This window comes from Achromobacter sp. DH1f (genome assembly GCF_000633435.1).
GTDB lineage: Bacteria > Pseudomonadota > Gammaproteobacteria > Burkholderiales > Burkholderiaceae_B > Achromobacter > Achromobacter deleyi.
Genome location: NZ_AYMF01000018.1, coordinates 77,322 through 99,717, shown reverse-complemented (window position 1 = coordinate 99,717; position 22,396 = coordinate 77,322). Strand labels below are relative to the sequence as shown.

The window sequence follows — 22,396 nt, the reverse complement described above, 5'->3', positions numbered from 1 at the left end:
CTGGCCGGCGCCCGCGCAGGCTTGCCCAGCGCGTTCAGAACGCGACGTTGCTGCCGCCCTTCAGTTGCAAGGCCTGGCGCGCGTCGTCCGGTGTCGCTACCTGCAGCGACAGCCCTTCCAGGATCTTGCGGATGCGCCGCACCTGGTCGGCGTTGGACTTCGCCAGTTCGCCCGGCCCATCCCACAGCGAGTCTTCCAGCCCCACGCGCACATTGCCGCCCATCGTCGCCGCCTGGGTCGCCAGCGGAATCTGCTTGCGGCCGGCGGCCAGCACCGACCAGGTGTAGTCCTCGCCAAACAGCCGGTCGGCCGTGCGCTTCATCATCATCACGTCTTCGGGGTGCGTGCCGATGCCGCCGCGTATCCCGAAGACCGACTGGATCAGGAAGGGCGGCTTGAGCAGCTTGCGGTCCACGAAATGCGCCGCCGTGTACAGGTGGCCGATGTCATAGCACTCGATCTCGAAGCGCGTGCCGTTGTCGTTGCACGACCTGAGGATGTGCTCGATGTCCTTGAATGTGTTCTTGAAGATCAGGTCGTTGCTGCCTTCCAGGTAGGGGCGTTCCCAGGCGTGCTGGAATTCCTTGAAGCGCTCCAGCAACTCATACATGCCGAAGTTCATCGACCCCATGTTCAGCGAGGCCACTTCCGGCTTGAACTGCAGCGCGGGCGCCATGCGGTCGGCCAGCGGCAGGACGGGCGACCCGCCGGTCGTGATGTTGATCACCACGTCGCTCGCCGCCTTGATGCGGGGCAGGAATTGCGCATACAGCGCCGGGTCTTGCGTGGGCTGGCCGGTATCGGGCTGGCGGGCGTGCAGGTGCACGATGGCCGCGCCCGCTTCGGCCGCCTCGATCGCCGATTGCGCGATCTGGTCGGGCGTGACGGGCAGGTGGGGCGACATCGACGGCGTATGGACCGAGCCGGTGATGGCGCAGGTGATGATGACCTTGTTCCTGGACTGCTTCATGGCCTGGCACCTTCTGGTTTTTTTGCAGGGGCCCGGTTGTCTCCTCCGGGTGCAGGCCATTCTGTCGCAGGGTATCGGGGCTGTCACCTGAACAGAAATTATCAATTGATAGGGAATCCGGTGCTGCGATGCAGCGCACCCCTGAAATACAATCGTTGCACGCTTAGCCTGCCGGCGCTGGCAGGGCGATTGGATACGCGACCGTGCCTCTGAAGTCCGATTTTTTCTCACTCCCTGATGTCATGGCCCCGCGCGGCGCCGTCGGTCTGGCCGAGGCCTTGCCATGAGCTACGTGCTGGCGGTGGACCTGGGCGGCACGCGCTTTCGCGCGGCGCTGGTGGACGAGTCGGGCGCCACCGCCCATGCCTGCGCCATCGACAGCCCGCCCGGCGCCGGCCCGCATCCGGGGTGGGACGAGATCGACGCCGATGCCTGGTGGCGAGGCCTGCAGGTGCTGTGCGACACCTTGGCGGTGCAGGCCGGCCCGGCCTTCGATGCCGTGCAAGCGTTGGCCCTGTGCGGCGTCACGCGCACGCAGGTGTTCGTGGATGCGCAGGGGGCGGCCATCCGGCCCGCGATCACCTGGCGCGATACGCGTGCCGCAGCGGACGTGGGCCAATGGCTGAAGGCCTTGCCTTCGGATCATCCGGAAGTCCGCCAGATCAACGCCTTTCATCCCTGGGCCCGCATCGCGTGGCTGCTGCGTGCACAACCCGACCAGGCCGCCCGCGTGCGGACCGTGCTGGACCCCAAGGACTACCTGAACCTGCGCCTGACGGGCCGGGCGGCCAGCGACACCGTGTCGATGGCCCGCCTGGCGGCATCGGCGCGGCCCGCCCCGACGGCCGCTGCGGCCAAGGCATCCGCCGCGCAGGCGGCCCCGTCCGCCACCGACCTGCTGACCGCCATCGGCGCCGATCCCGCCTGGGTGCCGGCCTTGCTCGACCCCCTGGATACCGTCGGCCCGGTGCAAGCCGGCCTGCCCGGCGCACTGGCCCGCCTGGCGGGCCGCCCCGTGATCGCCTGCGCCAACGACACCTGGGCCGCTGTCGCGGGCCTTGGCGCGTTGCGGCCGGGCTATGCCTACAACATTTCGGGCACCACAGAAGTATTCGGCGCCATCGGCGCCGAACCCGTGCAGGCTCAGGGCCTGATGACCGTGGACTGGGGCGGCGGCAATCACCAGATCGGCGGGCCTGGCCAGAACGGCGCCGACACGCTTGCCTGGCTGCTGCCCCTGCTGGGCCGCCTGGGCGACGAAGGCATGGCCGGCGTGGGCGACGCCCTGAGCACGCTGCTGGCCGCCCCGCGCGACCCGCAGCCCGCGTTGTTCCTGCCTTACCTGCAGGGCGAGCGCGTGCCGTACTGGGACCCGGACCTGCGCGGTGCCTTCCTGGGCCTGAACCGCCGCCATGGCCCGGGCGACCTCGCCTGGGCCGTGCTGGAAGGCGTGGCCTTCCTGAACCGCATCGTGCTCGAACGCGCCGAAGGCGCCTTGGGGCACCCTGTGGCGCAGATCCGCTTTGGCGGCGGGGCGGCCTCCAGCCCCGAGTGGTGCCAGCTCAAGGCCGACATCTGCGAACGCCCCGTCGTCGTCGGGCAGGCCGACCAGCCCGGCATCCTGGGCGCCGCGGTCACGGCGTGGACGGGCCTGGGCCGCTTTTCCGGCTTTGCTGCGGCGCAGGACGCCCTGGTGCAGGAGGCGCGGCGCTACGAGCCCCAGGCCGCGCGCGTCGACGTCTATCGCGGCCTTTACGCCCAGTTCCGCGCTGCCGAGGCCGCGCTGGCGCCGGTCTCGCACGCGCTGGCGGCTGCCCGGCTGGGGTAAAACCCTAGGCGTCCGGCCGCGCCTAGCCGCGCCGACGCCCCATCGCCGGGTATAAACTACGACGCCACAGGCCAGGGCATAGACCCGGTCGGCAGGGCGCAGCCGCCCTGCCATCATCAAACGCAGCAAGGGTCGAGTCGATGCGCGGCATCCTGGAAAAGTACGGTACGGCCATCGCAGGGGTGGCCCTGGTGGTTTTTTTCGCAATCGCCGCCCCGAACTTCGCTGCCCCCAACAACCTGTTGAACATCGCCAAGGAAACCAGCTTCCTGGCCATCATCGCCATCGGCTTCACGCTGGCGCTGGTCACGGCCGAGCTGGACCTGTCGGTAGCCGACGTTGCCAGCCTGGCTGCCGTGGTCACCGGCGCGCTGGTGCACACCGGCCAGCCTGTCGTGCTGGCCATTGCCGCGGGGCTGGGCGTGGGCCTGCTGTGCGGCCTGGTCAACGGCATGGCCGTCACGCGGCTGCGGGTGCCGTCGCTGATCGCCACGCTGGGCATGGCCGCCATGGCGCGCGGCTTTGCCTTCATGCTGACCGACGGCGTGTCCTACGTGGGCCGCTGGCCCACCGCCTTTACCGATCTGGCCCGCGCCAAGCCCTTTGGCATTCCGGCATTGGTGCTGTGGATGCTGGGCGCCGTGCTGTTCGCCTTCTTCCTGGTCAAGTGGACCCGCACCGGCGCCCGCATGACCGCCACCGGCGAGGCCGGTGAATCCGCGCGCCTGGCCGGCATCAACATCCATGCCATGAAGGGCATCGGCCTGGCGCTGTCCGGCCTGTGCGCCGGCCTGGCCGCCGTGCTGCTCACGTCCAGCCTGTCGTCGGCCGCGCCCAACATGGCCGGCGACTACTTCCTGTACGCCATCGCGGCCGTGCTGCTGGGCATGACCATGTTCAACCCCGGCCACGCCAACATACCCGGCACCCTGGTCGCGGCGCTGATCCTGAAGGTGCTGGGCAACGGCCTGGTGCTGATGGGGGCGGCCTATTACGTGCAGGACATCGTCCTGGGGTTCATCATCATCGCGTCCGTCGCGGTGTCATCGGCCGTGCTCAAGAAAGCGGCCTTCAAATTCGGATAAGCAAGGGGAAACGCCATGAACCGACTCATCACGCGCACACTGCTGCTGGGCGCTTTTGCCGTGCAGGCGCTGGCCGCGGCCGGCGCCGCCCACGCCTTCGAGGTCGGCGTCATCGCCTTCCAGATGTCTTCGGAAACCCATGCCCGCGCGGCCAACGCTGCCTCGGACGCGGCCCGCGCCAAGGGCTGGACGGTGACCCAGCTGAACGCCGAAGGCTCGCTGCCCAAACTGGCTGAACAGCTGGATACCCTGGTCAACAAGAAGGTCGACGCGATTGTCGTCGCCATGGGCAAGCCGGTGGAAACCGACGCCCAATTGCAGGCCGCCAAGGAAAAGGGCATTCCCGTCGTGGGCGTGATGTCCGGCGCCAGCCCACACATGCTGTTCGACGTCGAGGTCAACGAATACGCCACCGGCGCGCAATCGGTGCTGTACCTGCTGGGCAAGATGGGCTATCAGGGCAACATCCTGTCCGCCCGCTTCGACGGCAATTCCGGCACCCGCATCCGCAGCAAGATGCTCGATGCCGTGCTGTCGGAAAACACCGCCGTCAAGGACCTGGCCAAGTTCAGCATGGCCCGCACCCAAAGCTGGCGCGACGACGTGCGCAACGGCATGCAGGCGCTGCTCCTGCGCCACCAGGGCCAGTTCAAGGGCGTGTGGGCCTCGTTCGACGGCCAGGCCTACGTCATCGACGACCTGCTGCAGGCTCAGGGTCTGAAGAAGGGCGACATCACCCTGGTGTCGGTGGACGGTGGCCCCGAGACGTACCGCCGCATCGCCGACCCCAACAGCCTCATCACCGCCACGATGATGATCCCGTTCGAGCAGCTGGGCGTGACCGCCATCGACGCCATCGACCGCATCGTCGTCAAAAAGGAACCCAAGGACAAGATCGCGTCCGGGCCGTACCTGTTCATGGATTCGGTGCTGGTCGATGCCGGCAATGTGCAGAAGTTCCTCGCGCCCGCGAAGTGACGCGCTGATTTTCCTTGATTGATGGTTTTGCCATGACCGCTGCCCCGTCCATCGCCTTGTCGCTACGCCAAGTCCGCAAATCCTACGGCGCCGTCGAGGCCCTGAAGGGCGTCGACCTGGACGTGCCGGAAGGCCGCGTCATGGCCATCTGCGGGGACAACGGCGCCGGCAAGTCCACGCTGATCCGCATCATCTCCGGCGCCCAGGAACCCAGCGGCGGCGAGCTCAGCCTGCGCGGCAAGCCCGCCGTGTTCCGCTCGCCCCACGACGCCCTGGTGCAAGGCATTGCCACCATCTATCAGGACCTGGCGCTGGCCCCGCGCCTGTCCATCTGGGAAAACGTCTTCATGGGCGCCGAACTGGTGCGCCGCATCGGACCGCTGCGCGTGCTGGACAAGCGCCGCATGGCCCAGGAAGCGCGCGGCTACCTGCAACGCCTGTCGGTGCCCATCGACGACATGGATCGGCCCGTCGAGCGCATGTCCGGCGGCCAACGCCAGGCGGTGGCCATCGCCCGCGCCCTGCGTTGGGACGCCCGCGTCGTCATCATGGATGAACCCACCGCGGCCTTGGGCGTCAAGGAAACCGCCCTGGTGCTGAACCTGGTGCGCAAGCTGCGCGAAGAAGGGCGCACCGTCATTCTCATCAGCCACAACATGGCCGACGTGGTGGCGCTGGCCGATCGCGTTGCCATCCTGAAAAGCGGCGCCAAGGTCATCGAGCGGGATGTGGCCGGCCTGGATGCCGATGCCCTGGCCCACATGGTGATGACGGGGAAGGCGTAGCCGGCATGTGACGCGTTGCCACGCGGCTCGTCGATGTCGCGCAGCTGGCAGTCGCGACCGGCCAACAGGCAGGGCCATTCGGGGCTCGCGTCACAGACAAAGTCAGCGGCAAACTTCACAGACCTTCACAAGGATCGTGCGTAGCATTGGCGGGTCTGGTTTCCGAGAGACGTCTCACATGCCCCCCACCGCCGCCTTCCACTCCGGGCTGCTCCCTCAACGCGCGCTTGCTCACCGTACCGCACGCCGCCGCACTTGCGCGGCGCTCTTGGCCTTCGCGTCAATCGCCTCTGGCATGGCGGCCGCAGCCGTCGAAACCACGACGGCCGCCGGCACCGTCTCGCCGGAACGCTGCATGCGCATCGGCGTGCACCAGCAGGACGACCGCCTGACGCTGCAATCTTCCTTCGAAACCGCCACGCAAACCGTCAGCCCCGAGCGTTCCGCCGGCATCCTGTCCAAGGAATTTCGACGCGTCTACGACATGCTCGAAGAGAACCGGCGGCTGGACGCGCGCTTCGATGCCCGCATGGCGATCCTGTCCCACGAACTGTTCGGCCCGATGTTGCCGGGCCTGCGCAAAGCGCCCTGCGTCATCTTCCAGATCGAACCTGCGTCCATGCACTTCGCGCTGGACCTGTTGCCCCTGGATGGCGTGCCGCTGTTCGTGCAGAAGCCGGTCGCCTTCAGCTTCGCCGATGCCGGGGGCACGCCCGTGGTTCAGGATCAATCAGCGGCGGTTCAATCCGCCACGCCGGCCGCGGGTCTTGGGCCGCACGCCAAGGGCCTCATCCTGCGCGACCTGGAGACGGATCCCGATGACGGCACCGGCGAAGTGCAGAAGCTCTATCCCGGCTCCAAGTTCCAGCTCATCAGCGGCGCCACGCCGGACATGTTCGCGCGCAGCCGCTACGACTTCCTGCTGATCAGCGGCGAAGGCGTCGTCAGCCCTACCTGGGGCAAGCCCGAAAAAGACGAGAACGACGCCATCGGCCTGGGCGAAGACGACATGTATCCCAAGGACCTGCAAGGCGCCGCTTTCAAGCTGGTCTACCTGGACGCCAGCCAACTCGCCATGAGCAAGGCCTTCATCGACGCGGCCCGCCGCAGTGGCGCGCGCCATTACGTGGCGCCCCTCATCAGCAATGAAGCGGGGCATTCTTCGACGCTCACGCTGCGCTACTTCTTTGGCGACTTGAACAAGGGCGTGGCGCCGATGGATGCCCTGTACCAGACCCGCAGGCAGCTCTACAAAGAGTTCGAAGGCCGGGTGAACCGGACCGAGCAGATCTACTACGCGTATCCGTTCAGGTTGTATCTGCTGTAAGGGTAGGGCGCCCGCGGTGCCACTGTGTGGCCGGGCGGGCGCTGCTAGCATCGCAAGCGTTCCACCCATGAAAAAGGCCGCCGCCAGGAAACCCTGGCGGCGGCCTTTTTTGCGTGCAGCAGCGGGGACTTAGTCGTTGCGGCTGGTCACTTCAACCAGGTGATAGCCGAACTGCGTCTTGACCGGGCCTTGGACTTCGCCGACCGGGGCGCTGAACACCACGGTGTCGAATTCCTTGACCATCTGGCCCGGGCCGAACGTGCCCAGGTTGCCGCCGTCGCGGCTGGACGGGCAGCTGGAGTTTTCCTTGGCGACTTGAGCGAAGTCAGCGCCGTTGGCGATGGCGGTCTTCAGTTCGTTGGCGCGGGCTTCGGTCGAGACCAGGATGTGACGGGCGGAGGCTTGTGCCATGTTGGGCTCCTTGCGGGGGGAATGATTGGGGAGGGGAGAGTACCGCATTTGCACGGACTCGCTACCCCGACATCATAAACGGGCCAAGCAAAAAGCCATGGCGGGGACGGATCACGGCTCGGCCAGCCAGTTCCTGAACGGTTCCAGGTCCAGGTGGTCGGGGACATACCAGACTTTGCGGGTGCGGTCCCACTGGGCGCCCAGCGATTTCACCGCATCCTTGTTGGCATACGCCACCTTCAGGTCGCGGCGGCCGGCGGTGGCCGTGGGCACGGCCAGATTGCGTCGCACGGCGTTGTTGGCGCGGTTGAGCGTGCCAGCCAGTTGCATCCGGGCAATGAACGGGCTGCGCCGCGCGGGATCTTGCGCCGGGATGAGGGTCAGGCGGGACTTGGCCCGGGTGGCCGCCACATAGAACAGGTTTTCCTCTTCCGACAGCGTGCGCAGCGGATTCGGAAACTCGCCTTGATCCAGGAAGGGCAGGATCACGTGTTCGAATTCCTTGCCCTTGACGTTGGCCACGCAGTCCAGCAATACCGTGGCTTTGCCGGGCCGTGCCCCGGCGACTTTCTCCGCGGTTCCGATCCATGCGGAAAAGTCGGTCAGGTTCTGGTTCAAGTTGCGCGCCGTGCCGATGAAGCCGTTTACGCATTTGGTCACGACAGAGGCCTCGTAGGGGTGGACATACAGGCGCTGCGCCAGCTTTTCCATTTCCACGAAGTCGCAGACCGCTGCCAGCGCGGCATGGGCGGGGGCAGCCGGTTCCAGGCTGCGTAGATATTCCACCGCCTTTTCGATGCGTGCCCGGGCGGCAGGATTGCCGACACGCTTGATCTGGCCTTCGAAGAAATACTCCAGCGTGGCGGGGTCCCTGGCGATCGTCGTCTTGGCTTCGCTGAGTTCTTGCGGGGTCAGCGGCACCTCGGCAAACGTCGCCAGCGCTTCCACGATGGCGGCCCGGGTTTCAGGTGAGGCCACATGATGAAAATCGCCCAGCGCAATCGCCAGCATCCCGCGCAGAAACAGTATTTCGTCGCGTTGCAGATAGCTGTGCATCGTCAGCGTGCGATATTGAATCTGCGCCTGCATCAGCGCGTTTTCGATGTCGATGGATTGATGCTGATCGCGAAACAGAATGCAGCACGCATCCAGCGGCTTGCCGTCTTGCTGCCATTGACGAACGGCCTCTACAACCTGTTGCCCGCACGCGCCGGGCTGGTCGGCATAGGGCGCCTCGTGGATTTCCGTGCGCAGCGGCAGATTCGATTCCACGGCCTTGTTCTTGAACGCTTCCATGGCATAGGCCAGATGCGGGCCATGGCGGTAAGTCATCGACAGCGGAAACGTCGCGCAGTCCGGGAAACTGGCTGCAATTCGATATTGCAGAAAGGCGTCGTCGGCGCCCAGGTGCGAATAAATCACCTGGTCCTTATCCCCCACGCCTACAAAGTAGGGCTGGTGGACATTCAGCAGGGTTTCGATGATGCAGAAAGACGCTTCGTTGATGTCGTGCAGCTCGTCGCAGACGACAAGCTTGTATGCGGGCAGCGCCTGGTGCAGTTCAGGCGTCGTGCGCAGCGCGCAGGCCAGGTCATACGTGGCATCGAAAAAGCCGCGCGCCTCGACATATCCGAACAGGTCGATGCGCTGTTTTTCATACTCGATGGCCCACAGATAATCGGTCAGCGGCACGGCAAGGCCTTCCGCCGCGAATTCCGGGTCCATGCCGTCGCCGCCACGCATGAGCGTCAGGGTGGCTTTCAGCTTGAGCAGATTGTCCAGAAACTGGCTGACCGCCGTGTTGTGCGTGCGGATATCCAGCACATCGCCCCGGTCGGGATTATTGGGGCCGACGTTTTCCAGGGCGTCCAGCGCGAAGGCCTTCTGCTCGCGAACCGACGCCAGCGCGCTCGGCACGGCATCTTCCATCCCGGCCAGCACCTGCCGCGCAAATTCCTCCACTGTCTGCACGCGAACCCGCCGGGCCGTGTTGTAGGCGATGCCCACGGCCGTCAGGCGTGCCTGCAGGACCTGCCTGGCTTCGTCGGTGAACGTCAGCGCCAGGATCTCTTCCGGTGCGGTTCCCTTGCTGATGGCTTCGCCAATGCGCAGCGCCAGCGTCGTGGTCTTGGCCGCGCCCGCGTTGGCCAGGACCAGATTGATGCGATGGCGGGACGCCTGGATCTTTCTCTGTTCGTCGGTCGGAACAAAACCTGTGGGGATGAATTGAACGGAGATCGATGAAGGGGTCATGTACCTGAGGGAAGGGGAAAGGCCGGGGTCGTCAACGATACTACGTAAGTGAAATCCGGGCGCGGTGCCCCGCAAGGCCATGCGTCACCGACGCGCCAGGCAAAAAAAACGAGCGCACCGGGCGCTCGTTTCTCGGGGGAAGGCGGCCTTAACGGACCGGCCACCCATACATCAACCCGCCATTGCGGTAAGACGCATTCAGGCCCCGCGCCAGCTTCAGCGGGCTGGTTTCGCCCAGGTTCTTCTCGAAGCTTTCGCCGTAGTTGCCGATCGTCTTGATGACGTTGTAGGCCCACTTGTCATCCACGCCCAGGTTCTTGCCCATGCCCGGCGTCACGCCCAGAAGGCGCTGCACGTTCGGATTGGTGCTTTTGAGCATCTCGTCGACGTTCTTGGACGTCACGCCATATTCTTCGGCTTCCAGCATCGCGAACATCGTCCAGCGAACCACGTTGAACCATTGCTCGTCACCCTGGCGCACCATCGGGCCCAGCGGTTCCTTCGAGAAGTTCTCGGGCAGGATGTCGTATTGCTCGGGGTTGGCCAGGTTGCTGCGCGCGGCCGCCAGCTGGGATTTGTCGCCCGTGAAGGCGTCGCAGCGGCCCACGGCGAAGGCGCGGATGATCTCGTCCAGGCGTTCGACGACGACGGGCTTGAACACGATGTTCTGCGAACGGAACCAGTCGGCCAGGTTCAGTTCGGTGGTGGTGCCCGGCTGCACGCAGACCGTGGCGCCGTCCAGCTCCTTGGCGCTTTTCACGTTCAGCGACTTGTTCACCATGATGCCCTGGCTGTCGTAGTAGTTCACGCCCACGCCGATCAGGCCCAGCGTGGTGTCGCGCGTCAGGGACAAGGTGGTGTTGCGCGGCAGGACGTCCACTTCGCCCGACTGCAGGGCGGTAAACCGCTGCACGGCGCTGACGGCCATGATCTTGGCCTTGGACGCGTCGCCGAACATGGTCACGGCCAGCGCGCGGCACAGGTCCACGTCCAGGCCCATCCAGCCGCCCTTGCTGTCATTGACCGAAAACCCCGCCACGCCCGTGGACACACCGCATTGGACGAAGCCCTTGTTCTTGACGCTTTCGAACGTCACGCCCGCGCTGGCGCCCCACGACGAAAGAAGCAACGCGGCGCCTGCCGCGACAGTGGTCAAAGTTTTCATGGTGTCTCCGCGCGAGGGGCGCAACGTATGGATTTCATCCCGCCAGCCGGCGGAAGTGCGCCGAATGGTATCGGCCGGGCTGGGGGCGGAGAATCGGGGAATTCCCCTTAAATCCACTGGGCGGAATTTATGGGGGGCGGGCGGCAGAACCGCACCGGGCCTGGCCCGCCGTCGAAACCGCCTGAAACCAGCAGCCCTCGCCGCGTAACCGTTTCGATAATTCCCGCCGCGCACACTAGCCTCACCGCGCTCGCCTCGTCGAGCGCGGCGATTGCAAGGGAGAAACCGTTATGAAAAGCCTCATCAAAGCCGCGATGACCGCGGGCGCCGCGGTGATGTTGTCCTTGGGGGCGCTGAGCGTGCCGGGCGTCGCGCAGGCCGGCGTGGCCATCAGCATCGACGTGGCGCCGCCGCCACCCCGGGTCGAGGTCGTGCCGCCTCCCCGCGTGGGTTACGTCTGGGCGCCCGGCCATTGGGAATGGGTCGGCGGACGCCACGCCTGGGTCGGCGGCGTATGGCTACCGGCGCGGCGCGGGTACGTGTACCACGGCCCGGAATGGCGCCAGCGGCATGGGCACTGGGTGTATTACGAGGGTAGGTGGGGGCGGCATTGAGGAAGGCAGTCCTGCGCCGCAGGTGGGGGTGCAGGACTGCCCTTGACGTGCCTTAGTGCGACTTCTGTGCCGGGATCGGGTAGTGGTCGGCTTCGTAACTGCGCAAGCTCGCCGAGAGCAGGTCCAACAAGTCAGCCAGAGGATGTGTTGCATCTTCCCGTGCTGGCTGGTTGCGCGTTTCGTCCAGAATCGCCTCGACCATTGCCAATGTGCGGCTGTAGTCCGCCTCACTGCGGACCGCTCCTACGCCAGCAATGGCACGGAATTCCGCGTAGCTACGGGCCACCTCTATCAAATCGGGGCTTGCTGCATTCATGAGTGGTACTCCACTTGCCGAATACGTCCGTATGGCAATGGTGGAAAGAATTTTGATGGTGCCCGGGGCCGGAATCGAACCGGCACGCCTTGCGGCGGGGGATTTTGAGTCCCCTGCGTCTACCAATTTCACCACCCGGGCAAAGGGGGTCGCGAACGCGTCCGGTGTTACTTGAGGACGGCTGCGGGAGAAGCGAAGACCGCGATTATATGCGGTCTGGAAAAAATTGTCAGGCGCCGGCCCGCCACCGCTTACTTCTTCTCAGGCAGGAACCAGTTCATCACCAGCGCGCAGATGCCGCCGGTGGCGACGCCGGATTCCAGCACGCTTTTGACGGCATGCGGCAGGTGCGACAGGATTTCCGGCACTTGTGACACGCCCAGGCCCAGGGCCAGGGACACGGCAATGATCAGCAGGGCGCGGCGGTCCAGGTGGATGCCGGCCAGGATGTTGATACCCGATGCGGCCACCGCGCCGAACATGACCATGGCGGCGCCGCCCAGGACGGGTTCGGGCACGGCTTGCAGCACGCCGGCCACCGACGGGAACAGGCCCAGCAGGATCAGCATACCGGCGATCCATACGCCGACGTGGCGGCTGGCGATGCCGGTCAGCTGGATGACGCCGTTGTTCTGCGCGAAGACCGAGCTGGGGAAGGTGTTGAAAACCCCTGCCAGCAGCGAGTTGGCGCCATTGACCAGCACGCCGCCCTTGATGCGCTGCATCCACAGCGGGCCTTCGACCGGCTGCTTGGACACCTTGCTGGTGGCGGTGACGTCGCCGATGGCTTCCAGGGACGTGACCAGGTAGATGATCAGCATGGGCACGAACAGGGCCCACGAGAAGCCCAGGCCGAAGTGCAGGGGCATGGGGACCTGGAACAGCGCGGCTTCGCGCGCGCCGGTGAAGTCCAGGCGGCCCATGTAGGCGGCGGCGATGTAGCCCACGGCCAAGGCCAGGACCAGGGCGGTGCTGCGGATCCAGACGACCGGCACGCGGTTCAGCAGGATGATGGTGCCCAGCACCAGGCCGGACAGCGTCAGGTTCTCGGCGCTGGCGAAGGTGCCGCTGGCCATGGCGCCGAAACCGCCGCCCATGCTGATGAGGCCGACCTTGATGAGGGTCAGGCCGATCAGCAGCACGACGATGCCGGTGACCAGCGGGGTGATCAGGCGTTTGACGAAGGGCAGGATGCGGCTGATGCCCATTTCCACGAAGGACCCGGCGATGACGACGCCGAAGATCGCGGCCATGACGGCTTCGACCGGGGTGCCTTGCTTGACCATCACCGAGCCGCCGGCGATCAGCGGGCCGACGAAGTTGAAGCTGGTGCCCTGCACGATGAGCAGGCCGGCGCCCAGGGGGCCGAAGCGTTTGCACTGGACGAACGTGGCGATGCCGGAGATGACCAGCGACATGGACACGATCAGGGTGGTGTCGCGGCTGCTGACGCCCAGCGCCTGGCAGATGAGCAGGCCGGGGGTGACGATGGGCACCAGGATGGCCAGAAGGTGCTGCAAGGCGGCGACGAAAGCGACGGGGGCGGCGGGGCGGTCGTCGGGGCCATAGACCAGGTCGTGGCTGGGCTCGGCGTCGTCGGCGGCGCCGTGGGAGGCGGGTTGGGTCAGGGAGGCGAGCTGCATGGCGGAGGGGCCGGCAAGGTGGGGGGATGGGAGAAAGTGCGGGATTTTAGCGGGGAAGGTGGCAATGCGTCCCGGCGCGGTCCGAGAGGGGCGATACGTGAGATACCCGCTTGCTAGAATTCCCTGCCGATAACGCGGCGTCGCCGAGGGGCTTGAAGCCAAAAATAAATGCGCACACGCTCTAAATGGATCGTGATTGTTCTGGTGTTGATTATCGCCATCCTGCCGCTGGCGTTGCTGATCATGGTGATGGACGGCGACAATTTTTCGGCGGTCGATCGCGGCGAGTCCTATCGAAACAGTATCTACAAGCGTTACCAGGGCGGCGTCTATGCCCTGGTGCCCAGCAATGGCTATTACCGGATGGACGAGGCAGACACGGCCAGTTTCGAGGCGTTCGATACCAAGTCTATCGATGGCAGGCAGGCGGGCCGGGACCGCCGCCATGTGTATTGCGGCAATCGGGTCTTGCCCGACTTGCAACCCGCTTCGACTCGGTATCTGGGCAACAGCTATTTCAGCGACGGGTCGATGACGTATTTTTGCGCGTTCTATTCCGTGTTGAATGACGAGCTGGATGCCTTGCCCGAGGTCTGGCAGAAGATTCTGTACAGGATGGATCGGGGCCCCAAGCCGCAAACCTATCTGTATCCCTTCCGGGCCTTGCCGGCCAGCGCGCAGCCCTATCGGCCGTTGCTGGACTGGGAACTCGCCACCGACGGCGCGCGGGTGTTCTACGAGGGCATGGAGATGCCGCAGGCCAACCCGCAGGCGTTGCGGCGAGTCGCGGCGATCCAGGACGGCGAATCGCGGCCGGGCGACCAGTTCTTTGCCGATGGCCGCCACGTGTATTTCCGCGAGACCTTGCTGCCACTGTCGGATGATCCCAGGCTGTATTCGTTTCAGCTGGAGGGCCTGGATCGGCAGCTGTATCTGTCCGACCCGCGCGACGGCATGATGTACGTGGGCGCGCAGGCTTTCGATGCGGCGCATGCCCCTTACCGTTTGCTCAGCGATAAAGGCCGCCATGTAAATCAGGCCTTGTTCGCCGGCAAAGATGGCATCTATTTCTATAACAGCCAGGCCCGGCAGGTCGAACGGGCCGGCGATGATCCGTTTGCGTCGGGGGCATTCACCGCGCTGTCGCCATACGTGTTCACGGATGGCAACCAGGTGCTGTTTCTGCGGGGCAAGGAATCCTGGTACAAGGGCCGCAGCCGCGGCGGGCTGATTTCGCGGTCGACTCTGATCTACCGGATGACGCCAGCGCCGGGCGGCCCATGGCAGAAAGTGGGCGACGTATATCACCGCTTCGGTTCGGTCTGGCGCCATGGCGACGCGCTTTATTATTTTGACGAGCTGGGTGCGACCCAGCTGGTCTTCAGCCCCATGTACCGCATCCTGGACCCTGCCGCGGCCGATTTTCTGGTGCGTTCGCAGCAGACCCTGCAGATTCGGGCGGACGATATTCGCAAGCTGATCCGCGACGGCAAAATGGCCGCGATCGAGGGCGAGGAAATACTGGAAGCCAAGACGCGCTACCGCAAATCCTGGGGCATTTTCTGATCGGCCTTGAAATGTTGCCGATGGCCCCCATCACAGTAGGGTTTCCCGGATACCGCGCGGGCTGTTGCCCCGGTTATCCGATTCTTTTGTCCCTAATTTCTTAGACCTTCACGTAGAACTATGAGCCAAAACGCCGCGTCGTCCCCGTCCGAAACCCTGGGATTCCAGGCCGAGGTGAAGCAACTGCTGCACCTGATGATCCATTCGCTGTACAGCAACAAGGAAATCTTCCTGCGCGAGCTGGTGTCGAACGCCTCTGACGCCTGCGATAAGCTGCGCTTCGAAGCCATCGACCAGCCGGCGCTGCTCGAAGGCGACAGCGAGCTGGCCATCACGGTCAGCTACGACAAGGACGCGCGCACGGTCACGATTTCCGACAACGGCATCGGCCTGTCGCGCGACGAGGCGGTGGCCAACCTGGGCACCATCGCCCGTTCCGGCACCCGTGAATTCTTCTCGCAACTGACCGGCGACAAGCAGAAAGACGCGCAATTGATCGGCCAGTTCGGCGTGGGCTTTTATTCGTCGTTCATCGTGGCCGACAAGGTCACGGTGATCAGCCGCCGCGCCGGTGCGTCGGACGCCATCCGCTGGGAATCCGACGGCCAGGGCGAATTCACGATTGCCGCCGCCGAAAAAGCCACGCGCGGCACCGACGTGACGCTGCACCTGCGCGCCGACGAAGATGAACTGCTCAACGGCTGGAAGCTGCGCGAGATTCTGCGCCGCTATTCCGACCACATCTCGCTGCCGATCCGCATGGCCAAGGAAGAATGGGACGCGGAGAAGGGCGAGCAGGTCAAGAAAGACGAACTGGAAACGGTGAACCAGGCCAATGCGCTGTGGGCCCGCAGCAAGTCGGATGTTTCGGATGATCAGTACCGCGAGTTCTACAAGACCGTCTCGCACGACTACGACGATCCCCTGGCCTGGACGCACAACCGCGTCGAAGGCCGCAGCGAATACACCCAGCTGCTGTACGTGCCCAAGCACGCACCGATGGACCTGTGGGACCGCGACGGCCGCCGCGGCGTGAAGCTGTACGTCAAGCGCGTGTTCATCATGGACGACGCCGACCAGCTGCTGCCGTCGTACCTGCGCTTTGTGCGCGGGGTGATCGATTCGGCGGATCTGCCACTGAACGTGTCGCGCGAAATCCTGCAGGAAAGCCGCGACGTGCGCGCCATTCGCGAAGGGTCGGCCAAGCGCATCCTGTCGCTGCTGGAAGACCTGGCCGAGAACAAGCCGGAAGACTACGCCACGTTCTGGTCGGAATTCGGCCAGGTGCTGAAAGAAGGCGCGGGCGAAGACCATACCAACCTGGAACGCATTGCCAAGTTGCTGCGCTTTGCATCGACCCACAGTGGTGACCAGGCGCAGACCGTGTCGTTTGCCGACTACGTGGCGCGCATGAAGGAAGGCCAGGACAAGATCTACTACGTCACGGCGGACACGTTCGCCGCGGCCAGCAACAGCCCGCACCTGGAAATCTTCCGCAAGAAGGGCATCGAAGTGCTGCTGTTGTCCGACCGCGTCGACGAGTGGATGCTGTCGTACCTGCGCGAATTCGACGGCAAGTCGCTGGTGTCGGTGGCCAAGGGCGGCCTGGACCTGGCCGAACTGGCCGACGAAGAAGAAAAGAAGCACCAGGCCGAAGTCGCCGAAGACTTCAAGCCGCTGGTCGAGCGCCTGCAAAAGACGCTGGAAGACCAGGTCAAGGAAGTGCGCGTGACGCTGCGTCTGGTGGATTCGCCGGCGTGCGTGGTGGTGGGCCAGAACGAACTCAGCCCGCACCTGCTGCGCATGCTCAAGGCGGCTGGCCAGGAAGCGCCCAACGTGAAGCCGGTGCTGGAAATCAACCCGGAACACCCCCTGCTGGCCCGCATCCGTGCGGCCGACGACGGCGAGTTCGACCAGTGGGCCCGCCTGCTGCTCGACCAGGCGCTCTTGGCCGAAGGCGCCCAGATCGCTGACCCGGCGGCGTTCGTGAAGCGGTTGAATGCGTTGCTGCTGAAGTAAGCGGCAGCCTGCCCGGAAATGGCGCCCGAGTCCGGGCGCCATTTTTTATTGCTGCGCACGGCATGGGCTTGTTCAGCGCAGATGCGCGGCGAGCATGTCCCTGACGTCGGAAATGAAAGCCGGCTCCTGCCTGCGCGGCGGCGCCAGGCTGAACTCGACATCCGGCAGCGCGGGCAGCCGGGGGTCATCTTCCACCGCCATCGCGGTAGAGGGAACCGCGGAGGCATTCAGGCAGGCGATTCCCAATCCCGCTGCCAGCGCCAGATGCAGGCCGCCGATATCGGACGCCGTGTGTTCGACGTTGTAGGCAACGCCGGCCGCGTCCAGGGTGTGCACGGCAAACCGTTGCAGCGAGCAGGTGTCCGGCAACACGATCAGGCCCAGCGTCTGGCCAGCGGGCGGCAGGGCGAACGACTTGTCGGCGATCCAGTGCAGGGGTTCGCGGCGCAGTTTGATGCGTTCCGGTGAGGCGTCGTTCGGTGAATGGCCGTTGTGCAGAATCGTCATCGAGACGCCGATGTCGAAACTGGCGGCATTGGCCTCCTGCTCGATCCAGGCGCTCTTGCGAATGCCGACATGCAGGCGCAACTGCGGAAACTGTTCGCGGATGTGCCGAATGATGATCGGCAACGCGTGCGGCCGGAAATAATCCGTGATGGCCAGGCGCAGGTCGCCCGTCAATTGGGCGCCCTGCATGTCGCGCCAGGCCGCGTCGCTGAGCGACAGCAGCTTTTGCGCATGCGCCACCAGCCGTTCGCCCGCCGGGGTCAGGCGGGTTCCCGTCTTGGCGCGCACCAGCAGCGAGACGCCGCATAGCTGTTCCAGCTTGCGCACCTGGTCGCTGATCGCCGATTGGGACCGGTACAGCCGGGGCGCCGCGGCCGACAGGCTGCCCGCATCGGCAACCACCACGAGGGTGTTGAGAAGCTCCAGATCCAGAAGGCGTGACATCTATCTGCCTGTTTTTCCGATAGATGTCAGCATAACTTCCCGCTTTTCCGTGAACAAGAGGCATCCGACACTGGCGGCTCACGGTTCAACAAGGAGCAAACATGCCTGGTATCAATGTCATCGTGTCTGGCCACCCCAACGAGGCGCTTACCCGCCAGTTGGTGGAACAACTGACCCAACTCACCTGCGACGTGCTGAAGAAAGAGCGCTCGCGTACCCGCGTCATCGTGCAGTACGTGCCGGCCGATCAATGGTTCGTGGCAGGGCGGTCGCTGGCCGAAGAGGGCAGGAACTCGTTCCAGCTTGAGGTCACGATCACGGGCGAAACCAATACCCGCAGTGAAAAGGCGGACTATCACAAGGCGGCCTATGAACTGCTGGCCGGCTTATTGGGCAACGTGCACCCGCATTCAAGCATCCACGTCGCGGACTGCCGGCCAACGGCCTATGGGTATGGGGGCGTGACGCAGGAGTGGCGGTATCAGCACGGGTGAACCGTGGTTCGCGCCTTCGGAGGAGGTTCTGTTGCGAATATTCCCGATCGGGAATTTTTCATGGGTTTCTGCCCCCAAATGGCAATAAAATTACCGAACGGTAATTTTGGAGCAGCCCATGTCGACGCAGTCCCCATCCAGCGATGTTCTTGCCACTATCCGGACTGCTGCCGATTTGGGCGAGCTGGTGAGAAGCATGCGGCGCGAGCAGGGCTTGCTGCAGACGGACCTGGCGGGCTTGGCGGGTACTGGCAATCGCTTCGTCGTGGATCTGGAGCGGGGCAAGCCCACCCTGCAATTGCAGAAGGTGCTGGACATGCTGGATCTGATGGCCCTGGAGGTGGTGATTCGGCCCAAGCGCGTCGGGCGGCGATAGGCGAGCGACGCGCGGGCCCCGTCATTCATGACTCCAGGTCAAAAGTGTTTCCCCGTTTAGTCGCTTTTTCCGCAAGGGTATCCCCGGCATACTGGGCGCCTGTCTTCCGATCGGGTTTTCCCTAGGTGCCGACTGGCTCCGCTGGATCGCCCCTGAACCGTCCGGTCGGCGCAATCCATCCAAGGAACCCGCATGTCTACCCATGAATCCCCGCCGGTGAAAGCCGGCTTGCCGTTGCTGGCGCTGGCCGTCGGCGCCTTCGGCATCGGCGTGACCGAATTTTCCCCCATGGGCCTGCTGCCCGTGATTGCCGACGGCGTGGGGGTGTCGATTCCCAGCGCCGGCATGTTGATCAGCGCCTACGCCATCGGCGTGATGGTGGGCGCGCCGCTGATGACGCTGGCGTTTTCGCGCTGGTCGCGGCGCAAGGCGCTGATCCTGCTGATGGCGATCTTCACCCTCGGCAACATCCTGTCGGCGCTGTCGCCCAATTACACGACGCTGCTGCTCGCGCGGCTGGTCACCAGCCTGAACCACGGCGCGTTCTTCGGCCTGGGTTCGCTGGTGGCGGCCAGCGTGGTGCCGCGCCACAAACAGGCGAGTGCGGTGGCGACCATGTTCATGGGGCTGACGATTGCCAACGTGGGCGGCGTACCCGCCGCGACGTGGCTGGGTCAGGTGATCGGCTGGCGCATGTCGTTTGCCGCGACCGCCGTGCTGGGCCTGGTGGCCATGCTGTCCCTGTGGTTCGCGCTGCCTTCGGGTGAAGCGGGCCGCCGTCCCAATGTGCGCCATGAGCTGGCCGTGCTGAAGAGCCCCGTCGTGCTGCTGGCGCTGCTGACCACGGTGCTGGGCGCGGGCGCCATGTTCACGCTGTACACGTATATTGCGCCGACGCTGGCGGACATCACCGGCGCATCGCCCGCCTTCATTACCGGGATGCTGGTGCTGATCGGCCTGGGTTTTACGCTGGGCAACGGCCTGGGCGGCCGCATGGCCGACCGCTCGCTGGACGGCACGCTGATCACGTTCCTGGTGATCGTCATCATCGACCTGCTGGCGTTTCCGTGGATCGGCCAGACGTCGGTCGGCGCGGCGATTTCGCTGCTGATCTTCGGCGTGGCGACGTTCGCGGTGGTGCCGCCGTTGCAGATGGGCGTGATGCGCGCCGCGACGGATGCGCCGGGCCTGGCCTCGTCGGTGAACGTGGGCGCCTTCAACCTGGGTAACGCGGTGGGGGCGGCTGCGGGCGGCGCGGTGATTTCGGCGGGCCTGGGCTATGCCGCCGTGCCGATCGCCGGAGCGGTCATCGCCACGGCCGGCCTGGCCCTGGTGCTGGTGCAGCGCGCCGCCAACCAGCGCCGCAGGCTGGCGGTGCAAGGCTACTGATCGGTCAGAACTCGAACGTAGCCCCCAGCTCATACGTGCGGCCCGGCGCCAGCAGCACCTGGCTGGTGGCCCGGCCGCCGTAATAGGCATACAGCCGGTCCGTCAGGTTGCGCACGCGGAAGGTCAAGAGGGCGGGCCGGATGCGATAGCTGATCGCCGCATCGACCGTAGTGTGGCTGTTGATGCGGATCTGGTTGGCGTTGTCGGTGTAGATCTTGCCGGTGTGGTTCAGGCCCACGAAGAGGTTCATCGGCAGGTCTGCCAGCCGGTAGTTGGCGTACAGGTTGGCGACCCGCTCGGGCACGTTGGGCGGGGTGTTGCCCACGCGTGATGCGCCATCGGCCTCGGTCAGGGAATCGAAGCGCGCGTTCAGCACCGCGACGTTGCCTGACAGCGTGAACTGGGGCGTGACGCGCCAGTCGGCCGACAGTTCCACGCCGCGCGACGATTGGCGGCCGTTGTTGACCGTCAGGCGCGCATCGTTCTGGTCGCGCGACAACACGTTTTCCAGCTTGATGTGATAGACCGCCGCGGTCCATTCGACGTTTTCCAGCGTCTGCTTGAAGCCGGCTTCCCATTGTTCGCCCTTGGCCAGCGGATACGAGGCGTTGGCCTGCGATAGCAGGAACAGCGAGCCCACCGGAATGGTGGCGTTGGTGTACTGGGCATACACCGACGACGACGGCGTCAGGTCAAAGACGGTGCCCAGGCGTGCCGAGTTGGCGGAATAGCGGGTGCCGAATTCGTTGCGGCTGCCGACGTTCAGGTCCGTCACGCTGCGATCGACGCGGATGCGGTCATAGCGGTAGCCGGCCACCACCGTCCAGGGCTCGGCCAGCTTGAGCGAGTCTTCCAGAAAGAACGCTGCGCCGCGCACGTCGGTGGTGAAGTCGGTGCGGTTGCCGGGGCCGCTCATCAGCGCCGGGTCGTCGTTGAAGTAGCCGACGGCAGGGTTGCGCAGCGACACGCGCAGTGCATCGGCGGTGGACGCGCTGCGGTTGGAGAAGCGCCGTTCGCTGTCCAGGCTGGTCTTGCTGAGCTCGCCGCCCACCACGAATTTATTCGACAGCCCGGCAATCGTGCCGCTGTGGGTGGCGTCGAAGCGGTCGATCAGGTAACGCTGGTGGTGCGTGATGATGGTCTGGTCGCGGTCGATGAAGCCGGGGGCGCTGTAGGTGGCGGATTCCGAGTTCTTCCACAGGCGGTCGACCTTGTTCATCGCGAATTCGTTGTGCAGGGTCCAGGCGGGCGTCAGCGCGTGGGTCACGCGGGCGCGGAGCCAGTAGGCTTCGGCTTCGTTGCGGTCGTCCAGCACGTTGTAGTTGTTGCGGGCCAGGCTGCGGTCCAGCACGCGGCCGTCGGGCGTGCTGACCACGCCGGTCGGATCGCGGGCGACGCTGCGCGGCACCAGCGGCGTGCCCCAGTAGGCGTGGCCGGTGTCGCGCGAGTAGTCGAACGACAGGTCCAGGCGGGTGGCGGGCGCCACGTCGAACGCGATGCCGGTGGTCAGGTGGTCCAGTTTGTTGCTGTTGCGGTCGATGGTGCCGACGCGCGAGTCGTTGTGGCTGTAGTCGATGCGATAGGCGCCGGTCTCGCCGAAGTTGTCTCCCAGGCCGATGCCGGTGCGCGTGCTGCCGTAGCTGCCATACGAGAACATGGCTTCGCGGCTGGGGTTGTCGCGGTCGGGGCGCTTGGTCTGGAAGTTGACGATGCCGCCGATGGCGCTGTCGCCCTGCAAGACCGACGCGGGGCCTTTCAGGACTTCGATGCGTTCGTAGTTCCAGGTGTCTTCGACCCGGTTGGTCGAACCGGCGCCGGACATGCGCAGGCCGTCGTACAGGTACAGGATGTCGGTGAAGCCGCGCGAAGACAGCGTGGTGGGCGAGGACGGCGGGCCGCCGCCGGCCAGGCCCGTGGCGCCGCGCAGGGCATCGCTGAGCGTGCTGGCGCCGCGCTCGCGCAGCGTCTGCTGCGACAGGATTTCGACGGATGCGGGCGTTTCGCGCAGGGTCAGGCCCAGGCGCGACGCGGTGCTGCTGCGCGAATCCAGCCGCAGGCCGTCGGCCTCGCTGGCGGCTTCCACGCGGATGGCGGGCAGCTCGGGTTCCTGTGCCTGGACGCCGGGCACGGCGGCGCACGCCGCGAAGGCGGCGGTGGATACGACTTTCCTCATGACTCTTTCCCGTTGGGCTTGAAGGGGGGTACAGCGTGTCTTGGGCGGTGGCC

General features: G+C 65.4%; 19 protein-coding genes and 1 tRNA gene. 11 read left to right on the top strand and 9 right to left on the bottom strand.

Annotated features, from left to right (window positions below):
* Nucleotides 1-34: 34 nt before the first annotated feature.
* A complete protein-coding gene (locus tag U858_RS0116260) occupies nt 35-970 on the bottom strand; it encodes a 3-keto-5-aminohexanoate cleavage protein (protein WP_025138205.1) in 936 nt (311 codons plus the stop codon).
* A 283-nt stretch (nt 971-1,253) separates the two neighbouring features.
* Between U858_RS0116260 and U858_RS0116255 the strand changes: the two genes are divergently transcribed.
* From U858_RS0116255 to U858_RS0116235, 5 genes are all read left to right on the top strand, one after another.
* Nucleotides 1,254-2,798 (top strand): FGGY-family carbohydrate kinase, encoded by a 1,545-nt coding sequence (locus tag U858_RS0116255; RefSeq protein ID WP_025138204.1) that lies wholly within the window; start codon nt 1,254-1,256, stop codon nt 2,796-2,798.
* Between the two features lie 140 nt (nt 2,799-2,938).
* Entirely contained in the window at nt 2,939-3,883 is a 945-nt protein-coding gene (locus tag U858_RS0116250; RefSeq protein WP_025138203.1) for an ABC transporter permease, read from the top strand.
* Between the two features lie 15 nt (nt 3,884-3,898).
* Nucleotides 3,899-4,861, top strand: a complete 963-nt coding sequence (locus tag U858_RS0116245) for a substrate-binding domain-containing protein (RefSeq protein WP_025138202.1) — start codon at nt 3,899-3,901, stop codon at nt 4,859-4,861.
* A gap of 32 nt (nt 4,862-4,893) precedes the next feature.
* Complete coding sequence (locus U858_RS0116240; RefSeq protein WP_025138201.1) at nt 4,894-5,646, top strand: ATP-binding cassette domain-containing protein; 753 nt, start codon at nt 4,894-4,896, stop codon at nt 5,644-5,646.
* Between the two features lie 295 nt (nt 5,647-5,941).
* On the top strand, nt 5,942-6,973 hold the full coding sequence (locus U858_RS0116235) for a hypothetical protein (protein ID WP_025138200.1): 1,032 nt from the start codon (nt 5,942-5,944) through the stop codon (nt 6,971-6,973).
* A 129-nt stretch (nt 6,974-7,102) separates the two neighbouring features.
* On the opposite strand, the gene U858_RS0116230 is transcribed toward U858_RS0116235, so the two are convergent.
* The 3 genes from U858_RS0116230 to U858_RS0116220 all read right to left on the bottom strand — a co-directional run bounded on the left by U858_RS0116230 (nt 7,103) and on the right by U858_RS0116220 (nt 10,802).
* Complete coding sequence (locus tag U858_RS0116230; protein ID WP_025138199.1) at nt 7,103-7,384, bottom strand: peptidylprolyl isomerase; 282 nt, start codon at nt 7,382-7,384, stop codon at nt 7,103-7,105.
* A gap of 111 nt (nt 7,385-7,495) precedes the next feature.
* Nucleotides 7,496-9,637, bottom strand: a complete 2,142-nt coding sequence (locus U858_RS0116225) for an ATP-dependent helicase (RefSeq protein ID WP_025138198.1) — start codon at nt 9,635-9,637, stop codon at nt 7,496-7,498.
* Nucleotides 9,638-9,785: 148 nt separating this feature from the next.
* The gene (locus U858_RS0116220) at nt 9,786-10,802 is read right to left on the bottom strand and encodes an amino acid ABC transporter substrate-binding protein (protein WP_025138197.1); all 1,017 of its coding nucleotides are present in this window, start codon (nt 10,800-10,802) and stop codon (nt 9,786-9,788) included.
* Between the two features lie 290 nt (nt 10,803-11,092).
* On the opposite strand from U858_RS0116220, the gene U858_RS0116215 reads away from it, so the two are divergent.
* Nucleotides 11,093-11,416 (top strand): YXWGXW repeat-containing protein, encoded by a 324-nt coding sequence (locus tag U858_RS0116215; protein ID WP_025138196.1) that lies wholly within the window; start codon nt 11,093-11,095, stop codon nt 11,414-11,416.
* 52 nt (nt 11,417-11,468) lie between these two features.
* Here the strand turns inward: U858_RS0116215 and U858_RS0116210 are convergent, their stop codons facing one another.
* The 3 genes from U858_RS0116210 to U858_RS0116200 all read right to left on the bottom strand — a co-directional run bounded on the left by U858_RS0116210 (nt 11,469) and on the right by U858_RS0116200 (nt 13,375).
* Nucleotides 11,469-11,732, bottom strand: coding sequence for a hypothetical protein (locus tag U858_RS0116210; RefSeq protein ID WP_025138195.1), 264 nt, complete (start codon nt 11,730-11,732; stop codon nt 11,469-11,471).
* Between the two features lie 56 nt (nt 11,733-11,788).
* Nucleotides 11,789-11,873: transfer RNA gene (locus U858_RS0116205), tRNA-Leu, on the bottom strand.
* Nucleotides 11,874-11,983: 110 nt separating this feature from the next.
* Entirely contained in the window at nt 11,984-13,375 is a 1,392-nt protein-coding gene (locus U858_RS0116200) for a nucleobase:cation symporter-2 family protein (RefSeq protein ID WP_025138194.1), read from the bottom strand.
* A gap of 168 nt (nt 13,376-13,543) precedes the next feature.
* Here U858_RS0116200 and U858_RS0116195 point away from each other — a divergent pair, with 168 nt between their 5' ends.
* Both U858_RS0116195 and htpG read left to right on the top strand, forming a co-directional pair.
* Nucleotides 13,544-14,941, top strand: coding sequence for a DKNYY domain-containing protein (locus tag U858_RS0116195; protein WP_025138193.1), 1,398 nt, complete (start codon nt 13,544-13,546; stop codon nt 14,939-14,941).
* Nucleotides 14,942-15,061: 120 nt separating this feature from the next.
* On the top strand, nt 15,062-16,960 hold the full coding sequence (gene htpG / locus U858_RS0116190; protein WP_025138192.1) for a molecular chaperone HtpG: 1,899 nt from the start codon (nt 15,062-15,064) through the stop codon (nt 16,958-16,960).
* 72 nt (nt 16,961-17,032) lie between these two features.
* Here htpG and U858_RS0116185 read toward each other — a convergent pair whose 3' ends face one another.
* Nucleotides 17,033-17,911: a LysR family transcriptional regulator gene (locus U858_RS0116185; protein WP_025138191.1), complete on the bottom strand. Its 879-nt coding sequence runs from the start codon at nt 17,909-17,911 to the stop codon at nt 17,033-17,035.
* Nucleotides 17,912-18,012: 101 nt separating this feature from the next.
* Here U858_RS0116185 and U858_RS0116180 point away from each other — a divergent pair, with 101 nt between their 5' ends.
* The 3 genes from U858_RS0116180 to U858_RS0116170 all read left to right on the top strand — a co-directional run bounded on the left by U858_RS0116180 (nt 18,013) and on the right by U858_RS0116170 (nt 20,170).
* Nucleotides 18,013-18,405: a 4-oxalocrotonate tautomerase family protein gene (locus tag U858_RS0116180; protein ID WP_025138190.1), complete on the top strand. Its 393-nt coding sequence runs from the start codon at nt 18,013-18,015 to the stop codon at nt 18,403-18,405.
* A 118-nt stretch (nt 18,406-18,523) separates the two neighbouring features.
* Entirely contained in the window at nt 18,524-18,781 is a 258-nt protein-coding gene (locus tag U858_RS0116175; protein ID WP_025138189.1) for a helix-turn-helix domain-containing protein, read from the top strand.
* 192 nt (nt 18,782-18,973) lie between these two features.
* Nucleotides 18,974-20,170 carry an MFS transporter gene (locus U858_RS0116170; protein WP_025138188.1) on the top strand — a complete coding sequence of 399 codons (1,197 nt, stop codon included), beginning with the start codon at nt 18,974-18,976 and terminating at the stop codon, nt 20,168-20,170.
* A gap of 4 nt (nt 20,171-20,174) precedes the next feature.
* Here the strand turns inward: U858_RS0116170 and U858_RS0116165 are convergent, their stop codons facing one another.
* The gene (locus U858_RS0116165) at nt 20,175-22,343 is read right to left on the bottom strand and encodes a TonB-dependent siderophore receptor (RefSeq protein WP_025138187.1); all 2,169 of its coding nucleotides are present in this window, start codon (nt 22,341-22,343) and stop codon (nt 20,175-20,177) included.
* Nucleotides 22,344-22,396 lie beyond the last annotated feature (53 nt).

What these genes read in the sequence shown, in the direction of transcription:
- U858_RS0116225 (WP_025138198.1), bottom strand. Translation starts at nt 9,637, where the DNA reads ATGACCCCTTCATCGATCTCCGTTCAATTCATCCCCACAGGTTTTGTT.
- U858_RS0116240 (WP_025138201.1), top strand. Translation starts at nt 4,894, where the DNA reads ATGACCGCTGCCCCGTCCATCGCCTTGTCGCTACGCCAAGTCCGCAAA.
- U858_RS0116185 (WP_025138191.1), bottom strand. Translation starts at nt 17,911, where the DNA reads ATGTCACGCCTTCTGGATCTGGAGCTTCTCAACACCCTCGTGGTGGTT.
- U858_RS0116195 (WP_025138193.1), top strand. Translation starts at nt 13,544, where the DNA reads ATGCGCACACGCTCTAAATGGATCGTGATTGTTCTGGTGTTGATTATC.
- U858_RS0116220 (WP_025138197.1), bottom strand. Translation starts at nt 10,802, where the DNA reads ATGAAAACTTTGACCACTGTCGCGGCAGGCGCCGCGTTGCTTCTTTCG.
- U858_RS0116215 (WP_025138196.1), top strand. Translation starts at nt 11,093, where the DNA reads ATGAAAAGCCTCATCAAAGCCGCGATGACCGCGGGCGCCGCGGTGATG.
- U858_RS0116165 (WP_025138187.1), bottom strand. Translation starts at nt 22,343, where the DNA reads ATGAGGAAAGTCGTATCCACCGCCGCCTTCGCGGCGTGCGCCGCCGTG.
- U858_RS0116235 (WP_025138200.1), top strand. Translation starts at nt 5,942, where the DNA reads ATGGCGGCCGCAGCCGTCGAAACCACGACGGCCGCCGGCACCGTCTCG.
- U858_RS0116180 (WP_025138190.1), top strand. Translation starts at nt 18,013, where the DNA reads ATGCCTGGTATCAATGTCATCGTGTCTGGCCACCCCAACGAGGCGCTT.
- U858_RS0116250 (WP_025138203.1), top strand. Translation starts at nt 2,939, where the DNA reads ATGCGCGGCATCCTGGAAAAGTACGGTACGGCCATCGCAGGGGTGGCC.
- U858_RS0116255 (WP_025138204.1), top strand. Translation starts at nt 1,254, where the DNA reads ATGAGCTACGTGCTGGCGGTGGACCTGGGCGGCACGCGCTTTCGCGCG.
- U858_RS0116170 (WP_025138188.1), top strand. Translation starts at nt 18,974, where the DNA reads ATGTCTACCCATGAATCCCCGCCGGTGAAAGCCGGCTTGCCGTTGCTG.
- U858_RS0116230 (WP_025138199.1), bottom strand. Translation starts at nt 7,384, where the DNA reads ATGGCACAAGCCTCCGCCCGTCACATCCTGGTCTCGACCGAAGCCCGC.
- U858_RS0116210 (WP_025138195.1), bottom strand. Translation starts at nt 11,732, where the DNA reads ATGAATGCAGCAAGCCCCGATTTGATAGAGGTGGCCCGTAGCTACGCG.
- U858_RS0116245 (WP_025138202.1), top strand. Translation starts at nt 3,899, where the DNA reads ATGAACCGACTCATCACGCGCACACTGCTGCTGGGCGCTTTTGCCGTG.
- htpG (WP_025138192.1), top strand. Translation starts at nt 15,062, where the DNA reads ATGAGCCAAAACGCCGCGTCGTCCCCGTCCGAAACCCTGGGATTCCAG.
- U858_RS0116200 (WP_025138194.1), bottom strand. Translation starts at nt 13,375, where the DNA reads ATGCAGCTCGCCTCCCTGACCCAACCCGCCTCCCACGGCGCCGCCGAC.
- U858_RS0116175 (WP_025138189.1), top strand. Translation starts at nt 18,524, where the DNA reads ATGTCGACGCAGTCCCCATCCAGCGATGTTCTTGCCACTATCCGGACT.
- U858_RS0116260 (WP_025138205.1), bottom strand. Translation starts at nt 970, where the DNA reads ATGAAGCAGTCCAGGAACAAGGTCATCATCACCTGCGCCATCACCGGC.